A 20,933-nucleotide genomic window follows, 5' to 3' on the forward strand; every position below is an offset into this window, starting at 1 on the left:
AAAAACAGCAAAGTTTAGCGCATATAATTTCAGTTCTGTTTAAAAATCTGTATTTTCGTCCTTCAATTTTTTTGAGTAATTAGGCTCTATATGCAATTAACAAAATTAGAGATCAAAGGCTTTAAAAGCTTTGGCGATAAGATCACCATCAATTTCAATGAAGGGGTCACCGCCATTGTGGGGCCAAATGGTTGTGGAAAATCTAATGTCGTAGACGCTATCCGTTGGGTGTTAGGCGAACAAAGCACCCGGATGTTGCGGTCAGAAAAGATGGAAAACATCATCTTCAACGGAACGGCAAATCGCAAGCCGGCGAACCTTGCGGAGGTTTCGCTAACTTTCGAAAACAATAACAACCTATTGCCTACTGAATTTTCTACGGTAACCATTACGCGTAAGCTATACCGCAATGGCGACAGCGAGTATCGGCTGAACGATGTAAAATGCCGTCTAAAAGATATTACCGATCTCTTTTTGGATACGGGCTTAGGTGCCGATTCGTATGCCATTATCGAGCTCAAGATGATTGACGAGATCATCAACAACAAAGAAAATTCACGGCGCAACCTCTTTGAAGAAGCCTCAGGCATATCGAAATATAAGGTTCGCAAAAAGCAAACGCTGGCCAAGCTAAAAGATACTGAAGGCGACCTGTCTCGTGTAGACGACCTTCTCTATGAAATCAATAAGAACCTGAAGCAGCTTGAAACGCAGGCAAAAAAAGCGGACAAATACTTTCAATTGAAGGACGAGTATCGCGAGGCAAGTGTCGGACTGGCCTACCACAGGCTGGATGGCTTTAGCAATGATCTGGAGCGCATCACCGAACAAGAACAAACGCAGCAAAGGCTGATCCAAGAGAATAGCGATACTATCGAGAGCAGCGAGAAGCAACTAAAGGCACTGCGCGAAGACATTTTATCAAAAGAAAAGAATCTGGCTACCCAGCAAAAAAGCACAAACGAATATGTCAATAAGATCCGCGCTTATGAGTCGGATAAAAAAATAAAAAACGAGCAGCTGCGTCACCTGCAAGACAAAGAAGCGCGTTTGACGGCTGAGCTGAACCATGATAAAGCACAGCTCGAGCACGTTACCCAAACATTAAAAAGGCTGAACGAAGAATTGTTTCAAGAGCAATCGACATTGGACGTTTGCCAAAGCGACATCGAAAAAAATAAAAGCGAGGTCGAGGAGCTTCGTGCGCAGCAGCTGTCCTCACGGAGTAAGCTAGACGCCTTTAATGCGAAAACGGCAGCCATGCAAAACGATATCTACAAACTGGAAAAGGATATTGCGGTGTTAAACATCCAGAAAGACGCCTTGCAGCAGGAGTCCATGCGCACCATATCGGATGCCAGCAGCAAAGAAGAAGAGCTATCGCAGTTTAATGGCGCCGTTACGGATCTTGAAGACCGTGTAGAACAGCAACAAGCACAATACGACGAGGCGCTTCAGACGGAAGAGGAATTGCAACGCAATGTACAATCGGTAGAAGTTGAGCTCCAGGAAACGCGAAACCAGATCAACCGTGAATCCCGTTTGGTAGATGCGAAGCAAAATGAATATAACCTGACCAAATCCCTAGTCGATAACCTGGAAGGTTTTCCCGAATCTATCAAATTTCTACGGAAAAATGCCGGATGGAAAAAATCTTACCCGCTATTCTCTGATATTCTGTTTTGCCAAGAGGAATACCGGGTGGCAATAGAAAATTACCTGGAGCCTATCATGAATCATTATGTGGTAGAAAACCAGCAGGAAGCGGTGCAAGCCATTCAATTACTGAGCGATGCTTCCCGGGGACGGGCAAACTTCTTTGTACTGGATGCTATCCAGCGCCTCGACACGAAAAGAACGGTAGCCACATCGGATCGAATGATACCTGCCTTAGCGGTTATTAAAGTCGATAAAAAATATGCGGAGCTCTGTCAGCACTTGTTGCAGCATGTTTTTTTATTGAAGCCAGATGCCGCTGATTCACTTCAGCAGGAACTGCCTGCTGACGATATTGTCGTTCTACATCCGGAAGGCAAGTTTGCTAAGAATGTATTGGGCTTGAGCGGCGGATCGGTCGGCTTGTTTGAAGGAAAACGTATCGGTCGTGCTAAAAATTTAGAAAATCTAAGTAAAGAAATTAAGGAGCTCAACCAACAGATCGAGATACTGCAACAGCGCGAAGCGGATGCTGTGGATCAATTGGCCACACTGCGCATATCCTCTCGGAAAGACGTGATTGATGAATTGCGTAACATGCTCAACCGGCTGCACAACGAGTTAATATCGGTTAAGACGAAACAAGAGCAATATCAAGCATTTATCACCAATAGCAAGAACCGAAAAGAAGATATCGAAAACAGAATCGCAACGATAAACACGGATCTGCAACGTGCAGAACCGCAACTGCAAGAACTAAAAGCCGAACAGCAAAGCCACCAACAGCAATTGTTGGAACTGCAAGAGGCGCATAGCGAAATATCCGACGTCCTGAACGAAAAATCGACTGTTTTTAATCAAGAAAACATCCGGTACCATCAGCAACAAAACAAAGTTTCTAGTTTGCAAAAAGATGTGGAATACCGGGAGAGCCAACAAGAGACGTTTGACATCCGGATTCAAAAAAACAATGAAGAATACGATCAGGTAAAAATTGACATGAAGTCGGCGGCTACCTTTACCGATAACAACGACGAGGATTTAGTTGCCATGTATACGCAAAAAGAATCGTTGGAAAAAGGTCTTCAAGAAATTGAAGAGGATTTCTACACAGCACGTAAGGTCGTGATTGATTTGGAAGAAGAAATTGTACAATCTCGCCGAAATAAAGACCAGAATGATTTTTTGTTGACTCAATTGAAAGACAAGAAAACCGCATTGCAGATCGAGCTAAACAGTTTGAAAGAACGACTGTCGGTGGAGTTCAATATTGATTTGCAGTCGCTTTTAGAGGCTGATGCTCCCGAGATACACCTGTCACAGGAAGAACTTGTTGCCTTGTGCGACAAATTAAAAAAACAGTTGGATGCTTACGGCTCGATCAATCCGATGGCTAAGGAGGCATACGACGAAATGAGCGCGCGGCACACCTTTATAACCAAAGAAAAGGACGATCTTTTGGAAGCAAAAGCCTCATTAATGGCGACGATCAACGAAATCGATCAGACGGCTAACGATAAGTTTATGCATGCGTTTAATACGGTGCGTGAAAACTTTATCCATGTGTTCCGCTCGCTCTTTAATCAAGAAGATTCCTGTGATATGATTTTAACGGATCCAAATAATCCGTTGGAATCTGATATTGATATTATCGCGCGCCCGAAAGGAAAACGCCCCCTATCGATCAACCAGCTATCAGGAGGTGAAAAAACACTCACCGCAACGGCCCTGTTGTTTTCCTTATACCTATTGAAACCAGCGCCGTTCTGTATTTTTGATGAAGTGGATGCCCCACTCGATGATACCAACATCGATAAATTCAATAACATCATCCGTGATTTCTCTGCAAACTCGCAGTTCATCATCGTATCGCATAACAAGCGCACGATTGCCAGTACCGATATTATTTACGGGGTAACTATGGTCGAGCAGGGCGTTTCACGTGTTGTTGCTGTAGACTTGCGGGACGTCGCGTAACGATAGAATAACGCGGAAAATAGACTTTCTATTAAATAAGATTGCTTCGTCATCGCAAGAAAGAGGAACGATGATGAAGCGATCTACCGTTGTAAAAATGCAGACGGGTTGTTCATCTGAACGAAACGCGAGACGCAATCAAGAGCATCTGTTACCGTTCTGCCCCTTCCCTTACAGTCCCTCGTCCGAGAAAGGTACTTTTGATTTCTTTTTACCTATGCCTAGTTTAACTAACGAACGGCTAAAGAATGAACATATCCCAATCAAAACAATGATGCCCCCTAACGCAATAAAAAGGCGATTTACACCAAAGGCATCTGCTGCCCAACCTGTACCCAGCAACCCCAAGACCGTAGGAATGATCGCAATACTGAAATAGAGAGAGAACACCCTTCCCATCAGTTCGGGCCGCACCTCTTCTTGCAGCACGGTCATAAAACAAGCGTTGTATACGGCTGCTGCGATGCCGCCGATAATCGTCAATCCGACGAAGATGTAAAACGCACTGCCTGGAAGGTAGCCGGACAAGCCCAAAGAACATCCCAGAACAATATAGGTGCAGTTGATCAGCACCACTTTCGAAAAAGAGGGTTTAAAAATACCGATCATTCCGCCCCCAACAAGCATCCCTACACCCCACATCATCTCGATCACGCTCATTTCCCATTTCCCACCGTGAAAATGATTTAGGGTAAGCAATGGAAAGAGTACCGCAATAGGCAGGATGCAGAAGGTCACAACCGTGGAAAACAGAAAAAGCCACATCAGACCTTTATTACGCATGATTTCGAAAAATCCACCGCGCAGATCGTTCCATACCTGCGCAAAACTTGCTTTTGCTTTTTCAGCAAGCTGCGGGTTAGGAATATGCACCAGCAACAAGGAGCCCACCGCGATAATAGCCCCAGCAATATCCAGCAAGAGTACATTGCCGATCGACATAAACGAAATTGCCAAGGCACCCAACGCAGGGCCAGCAATGGCGGATATCGATTGTATAGTTTGGTTGATGCCTGCAATGCGCAATAACTCCGATTCTGGAGCAATCATTGGAATGGCGGCCTGCATGGCCGGCATATGGAAGGCAGATCCTACCGACCGCAAGCCCAGCATCAAATAAATAAGAGCTAAACTTTCATAACCCATATAAAAACTGATGGACATCACCAGGGTGCAGGCGGCCACGAATGAATCGGCCAGCATCATCGTCTTTTTACGATCCCAACGGTCAATGTAGACGCCGGCAAAAGGCCCAATGATAGCTGCCGGAAGCATACCGGCTATCGCGCTAAATGCCAAAACCTCAGCCGACTTATGCGCTATACTCAGCCAAATAATAATGGCAAAATTTACCGCGGAACTGCTAATAAGGGATACAAATTGGCCGACCCATATCAATAGGAATTTCTTTTTCCAATTCTCTTTCATATAATACGTTGTTAGCGCCTTTTACAAACGCTTCTTTAAATAAAACTACTATAATTAGGAATAAACGAGAAACCGCTTACTCATCACCGGAACGCTAGGTCTGGAACCTAAGCACTACGCTATTCTGATGCGAATAGTTAAAATCCTGTATAGTGATATGAACTTCATGATACACAAAGGTATAAGAAAATTTCAGGAATGCAAGGGCCGAACTGATCATGCTGAACCACAACAAAGTCTTTTTCAAAAGCCTTGACACATTACAAACCATAATGCGACACATCAGGATGCGTAATCAAAAAAAGCTTGTCGCTATAACAAAGCATGCCTCGCCTCAGCTATAGCAACAAGCCAATTTAGTATCCCCAATCTCTGCCCTAAGAAACAACTCGATTTTACGCCTCGTCTTCCTTCTCGATCGTTGGCGGGATCAATTTGTACACGACTGGCGTAACGATGCGGGATAACAAAGTCGAGCTAATTAAGCCGCCAATCATCACGATGGCCAATGGCGATATAAGCGGGTTGCTGGACCATGCTATGGGTAAAAGCCCACCGATGGCGGTGAAAGATGTTAAGATAATCGGCAAAAATCGTATCTCCCCAGCCTTTTCGATCGCTTCATTAAGTTCCATCCCCTCTCGTCGCAATTGGTTGGTAAAATCAACGAGTAGAATGGTATTTTTCACTTCGATTCCGGCCAAGGCGACTAAACCAATCGTGGCGACGAATGATAATGTGTTGCCCGTCATCAAGAGCGCCAATACCGCACCCACAATGCCTAACGGTATCACGGACAATACAATTAACGTACTTTTGAACGTCTTAAATTCCAATACCAACACGGCGATAAATAAAAATACCGTCACCATAATAATGGTTCCAAAGCCACCGAAGGCCGTCTGCCGACTCTCCACCTCGCCCCCCATTTCATAAGAATATCCGGTAGGAAAGTCAAACTTATCCATTTTCTCGATAACGGCGTGGATAACCTCATCGTTCGTATATCCCTTGGCAACCGAGGAATTTACAGAGACCATGCGTTGCTTATTTTGGTGGTAAACGTTAGAAGGTGATGTCTCGAACGTCAGCGTCGCAAGTTGGCTCAGCGGGATCGCGGTCCCTTCGACATTGTTGACGAAAATAGCATCGAATACATGAATGTCTGGACTGTTTCCGCGCGGCACGGTAACGGTAATCCGGTAATCGTTATCATCCACATCGGGATCGGTATAAACGCCAGCGACATAGCCAGCCAGCGCTACACGGATGGTCTGATCGATACGTGCAGTTGGCACCCCAAGCGCCATCGCTTTCTCGCGGTTTATTTGGACCCTTAGATCCGTCTTTTTGTTCTTTAATGGGTTATTGACGTATACATTTCCAGCGGTCGCTTGTAACATTTCTTCCACATCGGCAGCAAGCCTTTGCAATGTGTCCAAGTTGTCGCCAAACAAACGCACCTCCACGGGTGACAGCACAGGGACACCCTGTTCAAAATTTTTGACTTCAACTTTAGCGCCCAGATAAGAAGACCACCTACTGCGCAGTTCATCAATAAGCTTTTCCTTTTCTTTGGCCTTGACATCGGCATGTAATTGGACGAAAATATCCGCATAGGCGACATTCTCACTACCTTGCGTCATGTTATAGTAAATCCGCGGATTTCCCTTTCCTACATTACTCGTAAAATACTTTACGGATGCAATCGTATGGAGCTGCCCTTCAATCTCACGCGTAATACTATCCGTTGTCTGGATATTGCCTTGCAACGGACTGGCAATATGAATCATGAACTGCGGCTTCTCGGAGGGCGGAAAAAGAGAGAAGCCCACAAGCGGTATGAGTCCGGCTGCACCCGCGAAGATCAACAAGGCAATTACTCCCGTGCGCTTCGGATGCTGCAGCGCCTTGTCTAACCATACGGCATAGGTGCTGTGAATAATCTTCTGTAATCCGCGCAAGATAAAATTACCCTCTTCCGAAGCATGGGGCTTCAGCAATTTGCTCGCTAAAAAAGGAACCACCAAAAGCGCCACAAACATAGACCCCACGACAGAAGCAATCACCGCGGTCGGCATACTCCGAATAAAGTCACCCGCCATCTCTGGCATAAACATCAAGGGTAGAAAAGCGATAACAAGGGTTACCGTACATCCTACTACGGCTAGCGCAATCTGGCTCGTCCCCTTGATCGCGGCCTCCACGCGGGAGTAGCCGTCACGCATCCATCGCTCAATATTTTCGACAACGACAATACTATCATCCACAACCAACCCCAATGCCACCACAAACCCGACAATACTCAATTGATTAAGCGAATAACCGATAATATTTAAGGTGACCAATCCTAAACCCAAAGATAGTGGAATGGCTATCATAACGATTAAGGAAGCCCTTGTTCCCAAAGGCAGCAGGGTGAACAGCACCAAGGTAATGGCGATTACAAAATCTACGCCTAATCCACCTAGTCGCGTGTTTACTTGATCCGCTTGATCGAAGCTCACTACAAAGTCCACGTTCGCTGGTAAGGTTTTACGAAATTCCTCCAATATTTGTTTGTATTCTTTTTGCGTCTCGGTAATATTCATACCGCTTTTTTGCGCGGCATTGACCAACACTGCCTGGTAGCCGTTTAGACGCGTGATATGGTTTTTTTCCGCAAAGGTAGGATATACATCAGCAATATCGCTCAGCCTGATATTACGCCCTTGCGCGCTGCCGACAATCGTTTGTTGAATTTCTTCAATACTTTGGTAGGCACCGCTGGTCTTTACGCTGAATGTTCTTCCACCCGCGACGACGCTACCGCCAGGCACGTTCTGGTTCTCGCTTTGTATGGATTGTACCACCCGATCCATCGGTATCTTCAGGTTAGCCATCCGCGGAAGATCCAAGTCTACACGTACCAGCTGATCTGGAAGCCCATTGATCTCCACATCTTTCAACGCACGCACTTTCTCCAATCGACTTTTCAGATCGTCGGCCAAGCGCTTCATGGTAGAGAGCGATGCATTCTCTGAAACCAAGGCCGATTGAATAACACTGACGCCCGTAGGGTCTATCTTCCGCACCTCCGCGCTATAGATATTTTCCGGCAATTCTGGTCGTACGGCACTCAGCTCGCGTACCAACTCTTGGTATTTGGCATCGTAATCCTCTCCATACACATACTCAACAAACAATAGCGCAATGCCATTTCCGATGGTGGTTTTGATACGCTTGATACCGTCTAGCGCATAGAAACGACTCTCTAAAGGCTTGACGACAAGTTGCTCCATATCCTTGGGGCTAGTGCCCGGATAAATAACGGTCACCGGAAAATTTACAGGTTTCATTTCCGGATCCTCGGCCCGCGGCATGGTCAACACTGTGCTGAATGCCACTACAATAACCATCAGCACCATAATAAGGGTGAACTGATAATTTCTAATTGGATATTTGATCAGACTCATAACAAAAGATTATTTTTTGCTGACCACTTTTATAGGGGCACCATCAACCAAATATGGACTGCCTGATACTATTAAAGCTCCTGCGCCATCTAACCCGCTTAGGACTGTCACTTGATCCGCGGCTATGGCTCCCAAACTTACCTTAACGCGCTTGGCGGTTTTATGATCATCCGTAACAAACACGTAGCCTTCCTTGCCGTTGCCATCAAGCAACGCCTCATACGGGATATTCCAGACCGCATCTTGCTTCGCACGTTTGCGAATTTCTGCCCGCGCAAACACGCCAGACGCCAATTTATTCTTAGGTACCTGCTCGAGGCGCAAAAATATGCTGAATGTCCCGGTGTTCGGATCCAAACCTTCTGATTTACGGCTCACAAAAGCACGAAATACTTGATCGCCAAACACATCGGCGCGAACGCTCGCTGTATCACCAATCGCTAGCATGGACCATTGCCGGTCCGATACGCCCACTTTCAGCTCCCAATTTCCTTCATTGGCACCGTTAATTTGGAACACCGGCGTTCCTGGGCCGACGACTTGTCCTTCCTGCGCCAAGCGAGCCAGTACATAGCCATTGCTGGTCGAGCGTATCTCTGCATATTGCTTATTAAACTGGATGGATTTTAAATCTTGCTGGGCTACACGGAGTGCCGTTTCCGCATTTTGCATCTGCTCCAACGTTGTTACGCTATCGCGATAAAGCTTGCTGGCCCTATCGTAATCACGCTTTGCTTTCTCTACGGCTAAACGAGCCTGCGATGCATGCGCATCTATTTCATCCTGATGCACACGCGCTAATAGTTGGCCTGGACGCACCGCATCCCCTTCGCGTACAAACATCTTTTCGATAACGCCCCCACTTTTAAAGCTCAGCAAGGTTTCATCATCCGTACTGAAGGTACCGGTGGCTTCTACGGTAATCGCTGAAGCAGCGTTGTGCAAAGAGAGCAGTGCGACAGGGATCGTATCCGTATGCGGAATTTCCGTGGATCGATCGGGCTGATGGCAGGATTGTAGGGTTGCGGCACCGACAAGTGCGACAAGCATAAAATAGGTGCGAATAGATATTTTCATTACTGGACGATTTGGAAGGTTGCAGATTCACGTTCTAAAGAAGCTAAAGCCATTAAAATCTGTAATTTACTAACGGTTTCTGAAAGCTTAGCGGTCGTATATTGGCTGCGCGCATCGATGGTTTCCATATAGGTATTGACACCGGCGGCAAACCCCTTTTGAATTAAGCGTTGATAGGAAGAAGCGGTTTCCAACTGCACCTTGGCTTTCTCAAAGTTTTTAAAGGACGAAAGGACTTCATTTCTTGCCATCTCAATCGCCATAGCCAATTGTTGCTCGGCTTGAGCCTTTTTATTTTTGGATACAGCAAGGTCAACTTTTGCTTCTTGTATTTTCAATCGATTTCTATTGCCCTGAAAAATGGGCATTTTCATCGTTAATCCAACCATAAAATAGCGGGAGTTGTCGTTAAACTTTAACCCCTCTGCTTGAGAACCTAGATCGAAAAAGCCGCTTATTTTTGGGATAAGGTATTGCTTATTCATCTTAACGACCGACTCTTGTATGGCGATCCCGGTCGTTAACGATTTCAACTCTTCGCGATTGGAAACGTCAACATCTTCCCATTGCGCTAAGGACCACACGCTCTCCTGTGCCAAAAGGTCGTCCTCCAGAATGGCAGAACCCGCCTCTCGATTCAACAACATATTAAAATAGAGCGCCGCGTTTTTGATATTTTTTTCCGCGTCGGCCAATTGTGCTTCGACAGCGGCAATTTCAGAATTTGCGCGGATGACGTATGCAGGTAAACCTTTCCCGGCGTCGAGTAATTTTTGGTTGACGCGCAGTCCCTCTTGGGCAAGGCTTAGCGACGAGTTATATACCGCCTTGATTTGTACAGCTGTCAAGTATTTGTAGTACGCGTTCTTAATTTCTTTGATGAGCTCCCGCTTATAAATTTCCACTTCATTTTCTTGAAGCGTCACAGTGGCTGCTTTGATCCGCTCGTTGTAACCTATGTCGGTATTCAACAAAGGCATCGTCGTGCGAATCTTGGCGTCGTAATAATTTTGAGGTAGGAAATTGATTGTTTCATTACCAATTTGTGGAAAAGCTTGTGATTGCGTTAGCGCATTCAAGGTATTGTAAACCGGATTCAAAAGGTCGCCGATGGGCAAATCTATCGAACGACCACCTTTGGCATGTGAATAGGCTACATCCAAGTCTACGGCTGGTAAGTACATTGACTTTGCCACCTGCATCGCATGTAATGCCCGCTGCAAGGAAAGGTTTTTTTCTTGCAGCACCAAATTGTTGTCCAAGCCTTCATCAAGATACCTGTCCAATGCCTTGGATTGCGCATGGACAACGGAGACGCTGATCGCCATCACCATCAAGGCTATAAATAGTGTTCTCATTATTAACAGCGTTAAGTATATACCTAAATTTTTTTTATTTTGTCAGTTCCAGATAGTGTACGAATACGCGGAAGGCTTTTTCAACCATCGCCTCCTGCTCATTGGTATCCAACACCACCTCCATCATATTCCGCAAATGGCCAGAAACATACAATGAGCAAAGCCCATGCACCGAAGACCAAGCCTGTACGGCTACCTCTATCGTGTCAAGCCCCTTAAAATAGCCATCCTGTTGGCAGTCGCGAATCGTTTGCAGCAGCAAATCAAAAACACGTTCGCCCTCTGCCCACTCGCCATCCACGCAGTGTATCTCCAAATATTTCATCGGATCTTTCATCATGAACATCACCTCATAAAAATCTGGATGCGTCATCCCAAAACGCAGATAGCATTTACCTATAGCTTTTAAGCGCTCGTAAGGCGATTCGACCTGCATAAGCGGCTGAAAGTCTTGACGAAGCATCAGAAAACCTTCTTGATGCAAGGCGTAAATGATGTCGCTCTTATCCTTATAGTACAAATAAATCGTTGTGGGACTGAATTCAATTTCCTGTGCGATTTTACGAATAGACGTTGCTTCGTAGCCAGCCGTAACAAAAAGTTTTTTTGCCGCTTCCAAAATCCGCTTACGTAAATCTTCTTTATGCCGTGTCTTTCTCTCTTGAATTCCCATTACACCGCAAATTTAAAGAACAGTGTTAACCTGTGCAAATATTATTTCATAAAAAAGAGCCCCTACGTATGTAGAGGCTCTCCAACCTTAAAACTTAAACACTTACTTTACTTCAATAAGTCTCTTTGCAACAATCGCATCTTCCTTCTTCCCCACAGAGACATTCAATACACCGTCGGTATACGTTGCATCGATGCTATTGTAATTGACCGATTCGGGCAGCGAAAACGAGCGCGTAAATGAGCTATAGCTAAATTCTTTTTTGCTATACAACTTGTCTTCAGTAACGCTTTCTTCTTTTTTCTCTACCGAAATGGTTATTAAATTCTTATCAACGTTTATTTTAAAATCTGATTTTTGTAATCCTGGCGCAGCCAACTCTATAGTATACGAGTCCTGCGTTTCAGCAATATTTACGGCTGGAACGCGGGTTACCAAGCGATCAGTGATAAATGAATCGTTGAATAAGTTGTCGAAAATGCTGTTTACATAAGGGTTAACAACATCAGAATTAACAGTTTTTGTCGGAAATTTGATTAATGCCATTTTTATGTCCTCCTAAATTTTTTTTGTTTTAATGATGTTAACTCATTTACAAACTGCGTACCGAACGCTTTTCACCACAAAACAAGCGACATTATGTCGGTTAACAAATAAATTAAGTGACAAATTGACTTAAAACAAATAAAACAGCGTCCGAATTGACCTGCACTATCAGAAACCGATAGACTCCGCAGAGTAGGTTAACGAAACACGAGTATGGATGTGATCGACGCCAAATGGTGGGGTTGTCTTGCGGATGGAGACCATAATCTTATTGGCAAATGCATAGCGACTGCGGGAAATATCCATAATCTCCTTTGCTGCAGACTCCAGCAGTTTACGCTCTTTTTGCATGACGTCGCGGAGAATAGCATATAGCTCTTCATAATTTAAAGTCTGCGTCAACGCTTCGGCGTCGCCCTCTTCATAAGGAAAAGTTACGCAGAAATCGACAAAAAATTCATTGCCGAGCAATCGCTCTTCGGCATAATAGCCAATAGGAGAAAAAAAACGAACCTCCTGTAAGGCGACGTCTTGTGTGATGATACCCATACTACAAACATAGCAAAATAGCGCGAGAGAAATTCGAGGGTGAATGTCGACCTGATGCTTGCGTAAAAATTTTGTATCATGCCACGTTAGTGATGATAAATCTGTATACTTGTTATGCTAAAATAGGATACGATGAGACATATCAATCTATTACATACTGCCCTTTTCCTGGCTCTTTCTTCAGCCTGTATGGCCCAAACGAAATTTAAACCGGAAGACACTGAATTTTACGAACCGAAGCCACGCGTTGTGATGAACAATGCACAAGTACCCAATGATGCCATCGTACTTTTCGATGGCAAAAATTTAGATAAATGGGAAAGCAAAAACAATCCTTCACAAGCGGTCCCCTGGACGATCAAAGATGCTGTATTGACAGTAAAACCGTCTACCGGCGACATCCAAACAAAAGATAAATTTGAAGACTTTCAGCTGCATATAGAGTGGAAAAGCCCAGAAACGATCAAAGGCGAAGGCCAAGGTCGCGGCAATAGCGGTATATTTTTGCAAGGAATGTATGAGGTGCAGGTGTTGGATAATGATGACAATCCTACCTACGTAAACGGACAGGCCGGGAGTATCTATAAGCAGCGCCCACCTCTTGTGGAAGTACGCAGCGATAAGGATAAATGGCATCGCTATGATATCATCTACAAAGCACCACGATTTAATATAGATGGTATGCTGATCAGTAAAGCCACGGTAACCATATTGCACAATGGCGTTTTAGTACAAAATAATACCCAAATTGAGGGAACGACAGAATATATTGGACTGCCGAAGCTGCAGGCACATGGCCCTGGCCCCATTGTTCTGCAGGATCATGGAGACTTGGTGCACTTCCGCAATATTTGGATAAGACCCCTGTAACATTACTTCTGTGATTATGGAAGAAATTTTAGATTGCCATTCATTTTCCTATTTTAGCAACCTTTAACTTTTTTCCATAACATGAAGAAACTTCTGATACTGTTCCTTCTCGGATCGTCCCTTGCCTATGGGCAACGTAATTTTACGATTGAGGAGACTGTGCTTGGCCCTAGGCAATTTGCCGCACAAAATTTTGCACGCACACAATGGGTGCCTAGCGCCGACGCTTTCACACACCTGGACAGCAAATTCCAAAACCTGCAGGTTCGGGAGGCGACAAACAACTGGCAGCCGAAAAATATCCTATCAGCAAACGAACTTACGGAAGCGTTAAAAATAGCCATCGGTCAAGCAGCGAAATTATCCAATTTCCCTGTGGACTACCATTGGGTTGACAGCACTACGCTGAGCTTTTCTTATCAAACCTTGGAAAAGCTATACCTACTCCAATACGATCTACGCACGAAGAAAGCTAACATACTTGCGGAAACACCGGCCGCCGGCCGCAATGTGGAACGCAGCAATGACTATAGCAAAGCCGCCTATCTAATGGGAAACAATATCGAGATCATTGATGCGGCTGGCAACGTGACGCAAGTAACCAATGATACGGTTGACGGCATTGTCAATGGTAGCGATTACACCCATCGTCAGGAATTTGGGATCAACAAAGGGATGTGGTGGAGTCCGGATAATGAGCAATTATTATACTACCGTAAAGACGAAAGCATGGTTAGCAACTATCCCTTGGTGCAATGGTCGGATCGCGTGGCTACCGTGAAAAATATTCGTTATCCGATGGCCGGCATGAAAAGCGAAGAAGTAAGTCTTGTCGTGTACAACACCCGCAGCCAACGAAAAACGACGTTAAAAACAGAAGGACCCAAAGAGCAATACCTCACGCTGTGTACGTGGGATCCATCCGGTAAGTTTGTTTACGTCGGGATCCTTAACAGAGAACAGAATCACCTCAAGCTGAATCAATATGATGCTGCAAGTGGCGTTCTGGTGAAAACACTCTTTGAAGAGCAATCCTCATCATGGGTAGAACCGTTACATGCGCTGACTTTTGTCCCAACCACAAATGATCAATTTCTTTACCAGACCGACAAAGATGGGTATAACCAACTTTACCTCTATAATACCGCAGGCAAACTGATCCGTCGGTTAGGCGATAAAGATGTCATTGTAGAATCGCTGGGTGATTTTTCAGCAGATGGCAAGAAAATAAGCTACACAGGAATTACCCATAATGGTCTTGATCGGCATCTGTTCCAAGTAGACATCCACTCGGGCAAAACGCAACAGTTAACGAGTGAATCAGGTACACACGCGGCTAGCCTAAGCTACAATGGCAAGTATCTGTACGACCAGTACAGCAGCATCACCACAGTGAACGACATCTCAATTCGCGAAATTCGCAGTAACCGAAGGACGGCATTACTAGAAGCAGCCAATCCTTTCGAAGGAAAGATTGATCTACCGAAGATAGAAGCAGTGGCACTGATCTCTGCCGATGGCAAAACACCGCTAAATGGACGGATTATTTATCCGCCAGATTTCGATGCAACGAAACAATACCCCGTACTCTATTATTTGTATGGCGGCTCGCACGCACAGTTGGTTCAAAACAAATGGCTATATGGAGCAGGTTACTTCGATTTATACATGGCACAACAGGGCTACGTAGTGTTCACGATGGATAACCGGGGCTCGGACGCACGTGGTCGTGATTTTACACGCGTAACACACCGCCAGCTAGGCAAAGCAGAAATGGCAGATCAGCTGCAAGGAATCGCCTACCTCGAGAGCAAACCTTTTGTCGACAGCAAACATATGGGTATCTTCGGATGGAGTTTCGGTGGTTTTATGACAACTTCGTTTATGGTACAGCAGCCCGACATCTTTCATACAGGCGTTGCGGGCGGACCGGTTATCGACTGGAAGTTTTATGAAGTGATGTATGGCGAGCGCTATATGGATAGCCCACAAGAAAATCCCGAAGGCTATGCAAGCACCTCATTGCTGGATAAAGCGGATCAGCTTAAAGGAAATCTTATGATTATCCATGGTGCCCAAGATCCGGTGGTCGTCCAGCAGCACAGTATGGAATTTATACAAGCATGTATTAAAGCCGGAAAGCAGGTTGACTATTTTCTCTACCCTACGCACGAACACAATGTCTTGGGCAAGGATCGTATCCACCTATATGAGAAAATTGCCAACTATTTCGATATGCACTTGAAGAAGTAAAAAGGAGAAAGATCTTCCAAAAAATTAACCGCTGTACAGGAAAGCATCATAGCATGAAAATAGGACGGAGCAATCTTATGTGAGTAACATAGTGATTGCTCCGTCATTATGGTTCTACCTCAGTACGAGGATCAGATTTATTTTTTCGGACGTTAGACCGTCCATCTTTCAAGTCCGCGACGCCTTTTACGCAATTTGCGTAGCCTTCCCGTAACTTTCATTATGCACATTCGCAACGGCGCGACCCGATGGATCGTTCAAGTTTTGGAATGATGCGTCCCATGCCAAGGCCTCCGGTGTACTGCAAGCGACAGATTTTACGGAAGGAACCGTTTTTGCGGCAGCCTCTGAAGGGAAATGCGATTCAAAAATCGTGCGATACAAAAACTCTTCCTTGTTCTTCGGCGTATTTACTGGAAAGCGAGATGCTGCTGTTTCAAACTCGACGTCCGTCACTTTCAATTCCGCCTGTTCCTTCAAGGTATCAATCCAGCTGTAGCCTACCCCGTCAGAAAACTGCTCTTTCTGTCTCCAGGCAATGCTCTCAGGCAGATAGTCTTCAAATGCTTTTCGAACAACCCATTTCTCCATGCGACCGTCTTTAATCATCTTATCGGCAGGATTCAATGTCATGGCCACATCCATAAATTCCTTATCCAGGAACGGAACACGTCCTTCTACACCCCACGCAGCCAACGACTTATTGGCTCGCAAACAGTCGTATAGATAGAGTTTCTTTAGCTTGCGTACCGTCTCCTCATGAAATTCCTGCGCGTTGGGCGCTTTATGAAAATACAAATATCCGCCAAACAACTCATCAGATCCCTCCCCGGAAAGCACCATTTTTATACCCATAGACTTGATGACACGTGCCAACAAGTACATCGGTGTCGACGCTCTGATAGTTGTCACATCGTACGTTTCTAAATGGTAGATAACATCACGAATAGCATCTAAGCCTTCCTGAATAGTAAAGTTAATTTCGTGGTGAATCGTGCCGATATGATCCGCAGCTTTCTGTGCCGCGATTAAATCTGGTGCCCCTTGTAATCCTACGGCGAAGGAATGCAGTTGTGGATACCATGCCTCTTCCGTTCCCCCTGTTTCAATCCTTTTCGAAGCAAACTTTTTCGTTACCGCCGCAATAACCGATGAGTCTAGACCTCCTGATAGCAATACGCCATAGGGCACATCCGACATCAATTGCCGCTGCACTGCTTCTTCAAGCGCTGAACGTAACTTCGCGATGTCCGTCTCGTTATCTTTAACATTTTCGAAAGCCTCCCATTCGCGCAGGTACCACTTTTTAGGCTCAGCCCCCTCTTTACTATATAGATAATGACCTGGAGGAAACTGCTCGATGATTTCACAAAAACCTTCTAGGGATTTTAGTTCGGAGGCAACAAAAATCTGCCCATCTTGATCCTTACCGTAATAAAGTGGAATAATCCCCATATGGTCGCGCGCTACTAAAAATGAATCGTCACGACCATCATACAAAGCAAAACCAAAAATACCGTTCAGGTCCTCAATAAAGGAAGCACCTTTTTCCAAGTATAGCGCCAAAATCACTTCCGAATCCGAGTGTGTGGAAAAATCGTAATTCGGCAATGTATCGCGTAATTGTTTGTGATTATAAATCTCGCCATTAACCGCTAAAACGACGTTTCCGTCTGGGCTGAATAAGGGCTGACTGCCCGATTTCGGATCGACGATCGCTAGGCGCTCGTGCGCCAAAATTGCTTTCTCACTGCTAAAAATACCTGACCAATCTGGTCCGCGGTGTCTGATGCGCTTAGACATCTCCAAAACCTGCGGCCTCAGCTCTTCCGATGAGGAAGACTTTAAATCAAAAGCTCCAACAATTCCACACATAAAATAATTTTTTAATACTGTTCTCTACGTTAAATCTTAATTTCTATACAAAGGAAAGTATTAAAAAACTAAATTCATAATGTTTTATCATTTTTATTGAAAAAAGAATAACGAATATGTTATATGATTATAAATTCGACATGTAAATTATATTTCTATTAATACAACGCACATTCTCTCTTCGACAATTAAAAAAGCCACGTTAAGATCTCTTCTAACGTGGCTTTTTTTGCCTTTAAATAATGCCATGCAGCGAATGACCGCGTGCCCCCAATGCATCGACACGCCGTTCTACCGATTCATCTTTAATTAATGCCGGGGCATGATGCGGCTTACTTCTGGCATCAATAAGCAGTGGACCCTGACATCCCCAATGCTTGAAACGCGTGAAGCTGTCCACGCCATAGATATCAAATGCCGGATTGCTTCGCGTAAAAGTCACCCAAACGAAATTATTAACCGAGGCTGCTGCGAAAGAAGCATCGTCAACCAAAACAAGAAGCTGCACGCCTGGCATGGGTAGATCGGCTAAAAGCTCGCACCAATGGTTCAGCGCAAGGCTCTCTTCTGTATAGCTTGTAAATGCTTTCCCATCCAGAACCAACACCCCGGGCAAGGCCAACTTTGCGCTGTTGAATGGCCTTGGAAAGGTTAAGCCTGAAGGGATCTCTGTCGCCAGATCACGTTTTTTTTTGCCTACGGCGGCGAAAGTCACTTTTGAGCCTGCGTTCAACCCGTCACCTGTATAATCTAGCGTATCGATGGTCGTATTGGTTTGAAAATGCACATCCCGAGAAAAATCGATCCGCTCCAACATATGGGTCATAAATTGCTCAACATGATGAATATCTAGGGAAGTATTGTCGGCATGGGCGGATATAAAAAGATATTTTGCTAGGCTCAATTGGTTGGTTCCTAAGATTTGGTTGGCGATGGTAAGCAGCTCTTGCGGCCTATCGATCTCCTGGTAAGGGGTATAGCGTTCGCTACCTATAGCAAACAACAGCGGGTGCACCCCTGCGGCGTCCACCGCGTGAACAGCGTGCAAGCCGGCAATCTGCTGGGGTATCGCTTTCCCGGTAATCTCGTGGATCAGCGCACCAAAACTGGTATCTTCCTGCGGCGGTCGCCCCACTACCGTAAATGACCAAATTGGATTTTTGCGGTGGTAGACGCGGTGTACCTTCATCAGAGGAAAAGGATGCGTCAAGCTATAATAGCCGATATGATCACCAAAAGGTCCTTCCGGCTTGTTTTCCTGTGGGTAAACTGTACCTGTGATCACAAAATCAGCATCCGAAGAAATACAAAAGCCTTCCTCATCGTAAAAATAACGAAACCTACGGTTGCCCAAGGCGCCTGCAAAGATCATCTCCGACAGGCCTTCTGGCAGCGGCATAACGGCAGAGAGCGGATGCGAAGGCGGACCGCCTACAAAAACGCTAACCTTTAACGGCCTACCAAGCGCATTTGCTTTCGTTTGGTGCACGCCAATGCCCCGGTGCAGTTGATAGTGTAAACCAATTTCCGCATCTTGCACATACGCGTTCCCGGAGAGCTGTATGCGGTACATACCGAGATTGGCTTGCATAATTCCCGGACGGTCGACATCTTCCGAATACACCTGCGGCATGGTCACAAAAGCCCCTCCATCCATCGGCCAATTTACGATCTGCGGTAGCTCGGAAATTTTGGTCTTCCCATACAAAATAGGTGATCCTGTTTTTTTTCGCCAAGGCAAGGCGCCAAGCGCAACCATCGATGAGCCTACGTAGTCCAGCGGCTTTTTCAACACCGACATCGGATTCATCTTTACATCCACCAACTTCTTGACATGATCTAAGCTGTCCCGAAACATAAACTTTGAGCGATCCAGGGTGCCAAATAAATTAGAAACAGCCGGAAATTTCGACCCCTTAATATTTTCAAACAAGAGAGCCGGACCTTCGACATCGAACACCCGCATATGGATAGCGGCCATCTCCAAATAAGGATCCACCTCTTCTCTGATCCGTATCAAGTGCCCATGCTGCTCCAAATCGGCCACACATTCCGCTAAACTTTTATAACCCATAGCTGCTTTTTATGTACACAAAAATAGAAGAATAGTTGAGTTTACTGAAATTAAACATGCCTTGTAGAAGGAAAACATGGGCACAAGATATAGCTTAGCGCTCCGCTACCACGATTCCAATTATGTGCCACTTTCAACAAATTATCTATCCAATTGCAGAATATCGCTTACTTTCGAAAATTCAAACGTCATATCGGCTTTCCAGTTATTATCCGCTCTATTATCAGACTGGATTATTCTACTAAGCTCCGCATAATCGGTGCTACTGATATCAAGCTTATATTGATACATAAATTTCACCAACCAACGCGGCACATTCACTATCCGTTGTCCAGATGGAATAAGCTGAAGCTGCTTATAGTGCGTAAACATCGTCATAAAAGAAAACTCTTCCTCCCCGCCCACTTCCAGCACCTGATAGTGGAACGCTGGCACTTCCAATATACGCTTCAACCAGCGTATTAAATCGTGTGCACCCAGAGGTTGAAAAACGCGGTTTGCATAACCTTTCGAATAGTATATAAATCTTCTTTTGGCGATATTCTTAAACACGCGATCAATTAGCGAGCCATTACCCACAACACTATTTTTTAGCACCACGGTATAATCCATGTTGAATTCCTTTAATAGATCCAGCACCATTTGGATACAAATCTTATCCATCAACCGTACCACATACACCAAACGGTTACAATTTTTCTTTTTTAAAATATGGATGAAATTGCGCAGGCATAGCAATTCCAATTTGAGGTTCACAACATCGCACAAGGTAGGGACTTGCGTAAAATAAAAAGCGGCGTTAATATCTGGAATAGGCAGGTCCTTGTCCAGCTCTGCTTTAAGCAAATCCAGCTCATACAGCTTGGCGCGGATGGGCTCAAACGGACGCTTTTCGAATAGCTTTATGTTTCTCGTGATGGCATACACATTGGTTTTTTCGTCAGCCATCAGGCTGACACTTCTTTGTCCGACGTAGTTATTTAACCCACTAATCAATATATCCATAGGCTCCCTTCACAAAGTATCAGTTATTAATTTCATTAACAAAACAGTGAAGCCGCGTTTATGTTCGGCAAAAATGCAATTGTTACAATCGCCAATTCCAACACACAATTGCCGCAGATCTATTGTCTACGCTTTGT

At 45.0% G+C, this 20,933-nt stretch carries 13 protein-coding genes; 3 read left to right on the forward strand and 10 right to left on the reverse strand.

Features of this window, described 5'->3' with window-relative positions:
- The first annotated feature begins 90 nt into the window (after nt 1-90).
- Nucleotides 91-3,633 (forward strand): chromosome segregation protein SMC, encoded by a 3,543-nt coding sequence (smc, locus tag B0I21_RS13610; RefSeq protein WP_133641030.1) that lies wholly within the window; start codon nt 91-93, stop codon nt 3,631-3,633.
- Between the two features lie 171 nt (nt 3,634-3,804).
- Here the strand turns inward: smc and B0I21_RS13615 are convergent, their stop codons facing one another.
- From B0I21_RS13615 to B0I21_RS13645, 7 genes are all read right to left on the reverse strand, one after another.
- Entirely contained in the window at nt 3,805-5,061 is a 1,257-nt protein-coding gene (locus tag B0I21_RS13615; RefSeq protein ID WP_133641031.1) for an MFS transporter, read from the reverse strand.
- A 395-nt stretch (nt 5,062-5,456) separates the two neighbouring features.
- Nucleotides 5,457-8,516 carry an efflux RND transporter permease subunit gene (locus B0I21_RS13620; protein ID WP_133641032.1) on the reverse strand — a complete coding sequence of 1,020 codons (3,060 nt, stop codon included), beginning with the start codon at nt 8,514-8,516 and terminating at the stop codon, nt 5,457-5,459.
- 9 nt (nt 8,517-8,525) lie between these two features.
- Nucleotides 8,526-9,593, reverse strand: coding sequence for an efflux RND transporter periplasmic adaptor subunit (locus tag B0I21_RS13625; RefSeq protein ID WP_133641033.1), 1,068 nt, complete (start codon nt 9,591-9,593; stop codon nt 8,526-8,528).
- Nucleotides 9,593-10,951 (reverse strand): TolC family protein, encoded by a 1,359-nt coding sequence (locus B0I21_RS13630; protein WP_133641034.1) that lies wholly within the window; start codon nt 10,949-10,951, stop codon nt 9,593-9,595. The genes B0I21_RS13625 and B0I21_RS13630 overlap by 1 nt, the downstream gene beginning before the upstream one ends.
- Before the next feature lie 34 nt (nt 10,952-10,985).
- Nucleotides 10,986-11,624, reverse strand: a complete 639-nt coding sequence (locus tag B0I21_RS13635) for a TetR/AcrR family transcriptional regulator (protein ID WP_133641035.1) — start codon at nt 11,622-11,624, stop codon at nt 10,986-10,988.
- Between the two features lie 102 nt (nt 11,625-11,726).
- The gene (locus tag B0I21_RS13640) at nt 11,727-12,170 is read right to left on the reverse strand and encodes an Hsp20/alpha crystallin family protein (protein WP_133641036.1); all 444 of its coding nucleotides are present in this window, start codon (nt 12,168-12,170) and stop codon (nt 11,727-11,729) included.
- Nucleotides 12,171-12,338: 168 nt separating this feature from the next.
- Entirely contained in the window at nt 12,339-12,719 is a 381-nt protein-coding gene (locus B0I21_RS13645; protein WP_133641037.1) for a dihydroneopterin aldolase, read from the reverse strand.
- A gap of 132 nt (nt 12,720-12,851) precedes the next feature.
- Between B0I21_RS13645 and B0I21_RS13650 the strand changes: the two genes are divergently transcribed.
- Nucleotides 12,852-13,589, forward strand: a complete 738-nt coding sequence (locus tag B0I21_RS13650) for a 3-keto-disaccharide hydrolase (protein ID WP_133641038.1) — start codon at nt 12,852-12,854, stop codon at nt 13,587-13,589.
- An 81-nt stretch (nt 13,590-13,670) separates the two neighbouring features.
- The gene (locus B0I21_RS13655) at nt 13,671-15,842 is read left to right on the forward strand and encodes a S9 family peptidase (RefSeq protein ID WP_133641039.1); all 2,172 of its coding nucleotides are present in this window, start codon (nt 13,671-13,673) and stop codon (nt 15,840-15,842) included.
- Between the two features lie 186 nt (nt 15,843-16,028).
- On the opposite strand, the gene asnB is transcribed toward B0I21_RS13655, so the two are convergent.
- The 3 genes from asnB to B0I21_RS13670 form a co-directional block, all read right to left on the reverse strand.
- Nucleotides 16,029-17,717, reverse strand: a complete 1,689-nt coding sequence (asnB, locus tag B0I21_RS13660; RefSeq protein ID WP_133641040.1) for an asparagine synthase B — start codon at nt 17,715-17,717, stop codon at nt 16,029-16,031.
- Nucleotides 17,718-17,952: 235 nt separating this feature from the next.
- Nucleotides 17,953-19,791 (reverse strand): UbiD family decarboxylase, encoded by a 1,839-nt coding sequence (locus B0I21_RS13665; RefSeq protein WP_133641041.1) that lies wholly within the window; start codon nt 19,789-19,791, stop codon nt 17,953-17,955.
- A gap of 141 nt (nt 19,792-19,932) precedes the next feature.
- Nucleotides 19,933-20,796, reverse strand: a complete 864-nt coding sequence (locus B0I21_RS13670; RefSeq protein WP_133641042.1) for a Rossmann-fold NAD(P)-binding domain-containing protein — start codon at nt 20,794-20,796, stop codon at nt 19,933-19,935.
- Nucleotides 20,797-20,933 lie beyond the last annotated feature (137 nt).

This window comes from Sphingobacterium paludis, from assembly GCF_004364125.1.
GTDB lineage: Bacteria > Bacteroidota > Bacteroidia > Sphingobacteriales > Sphingobacteriaceae > Sphingobacterium > Sphingobacterium paludis.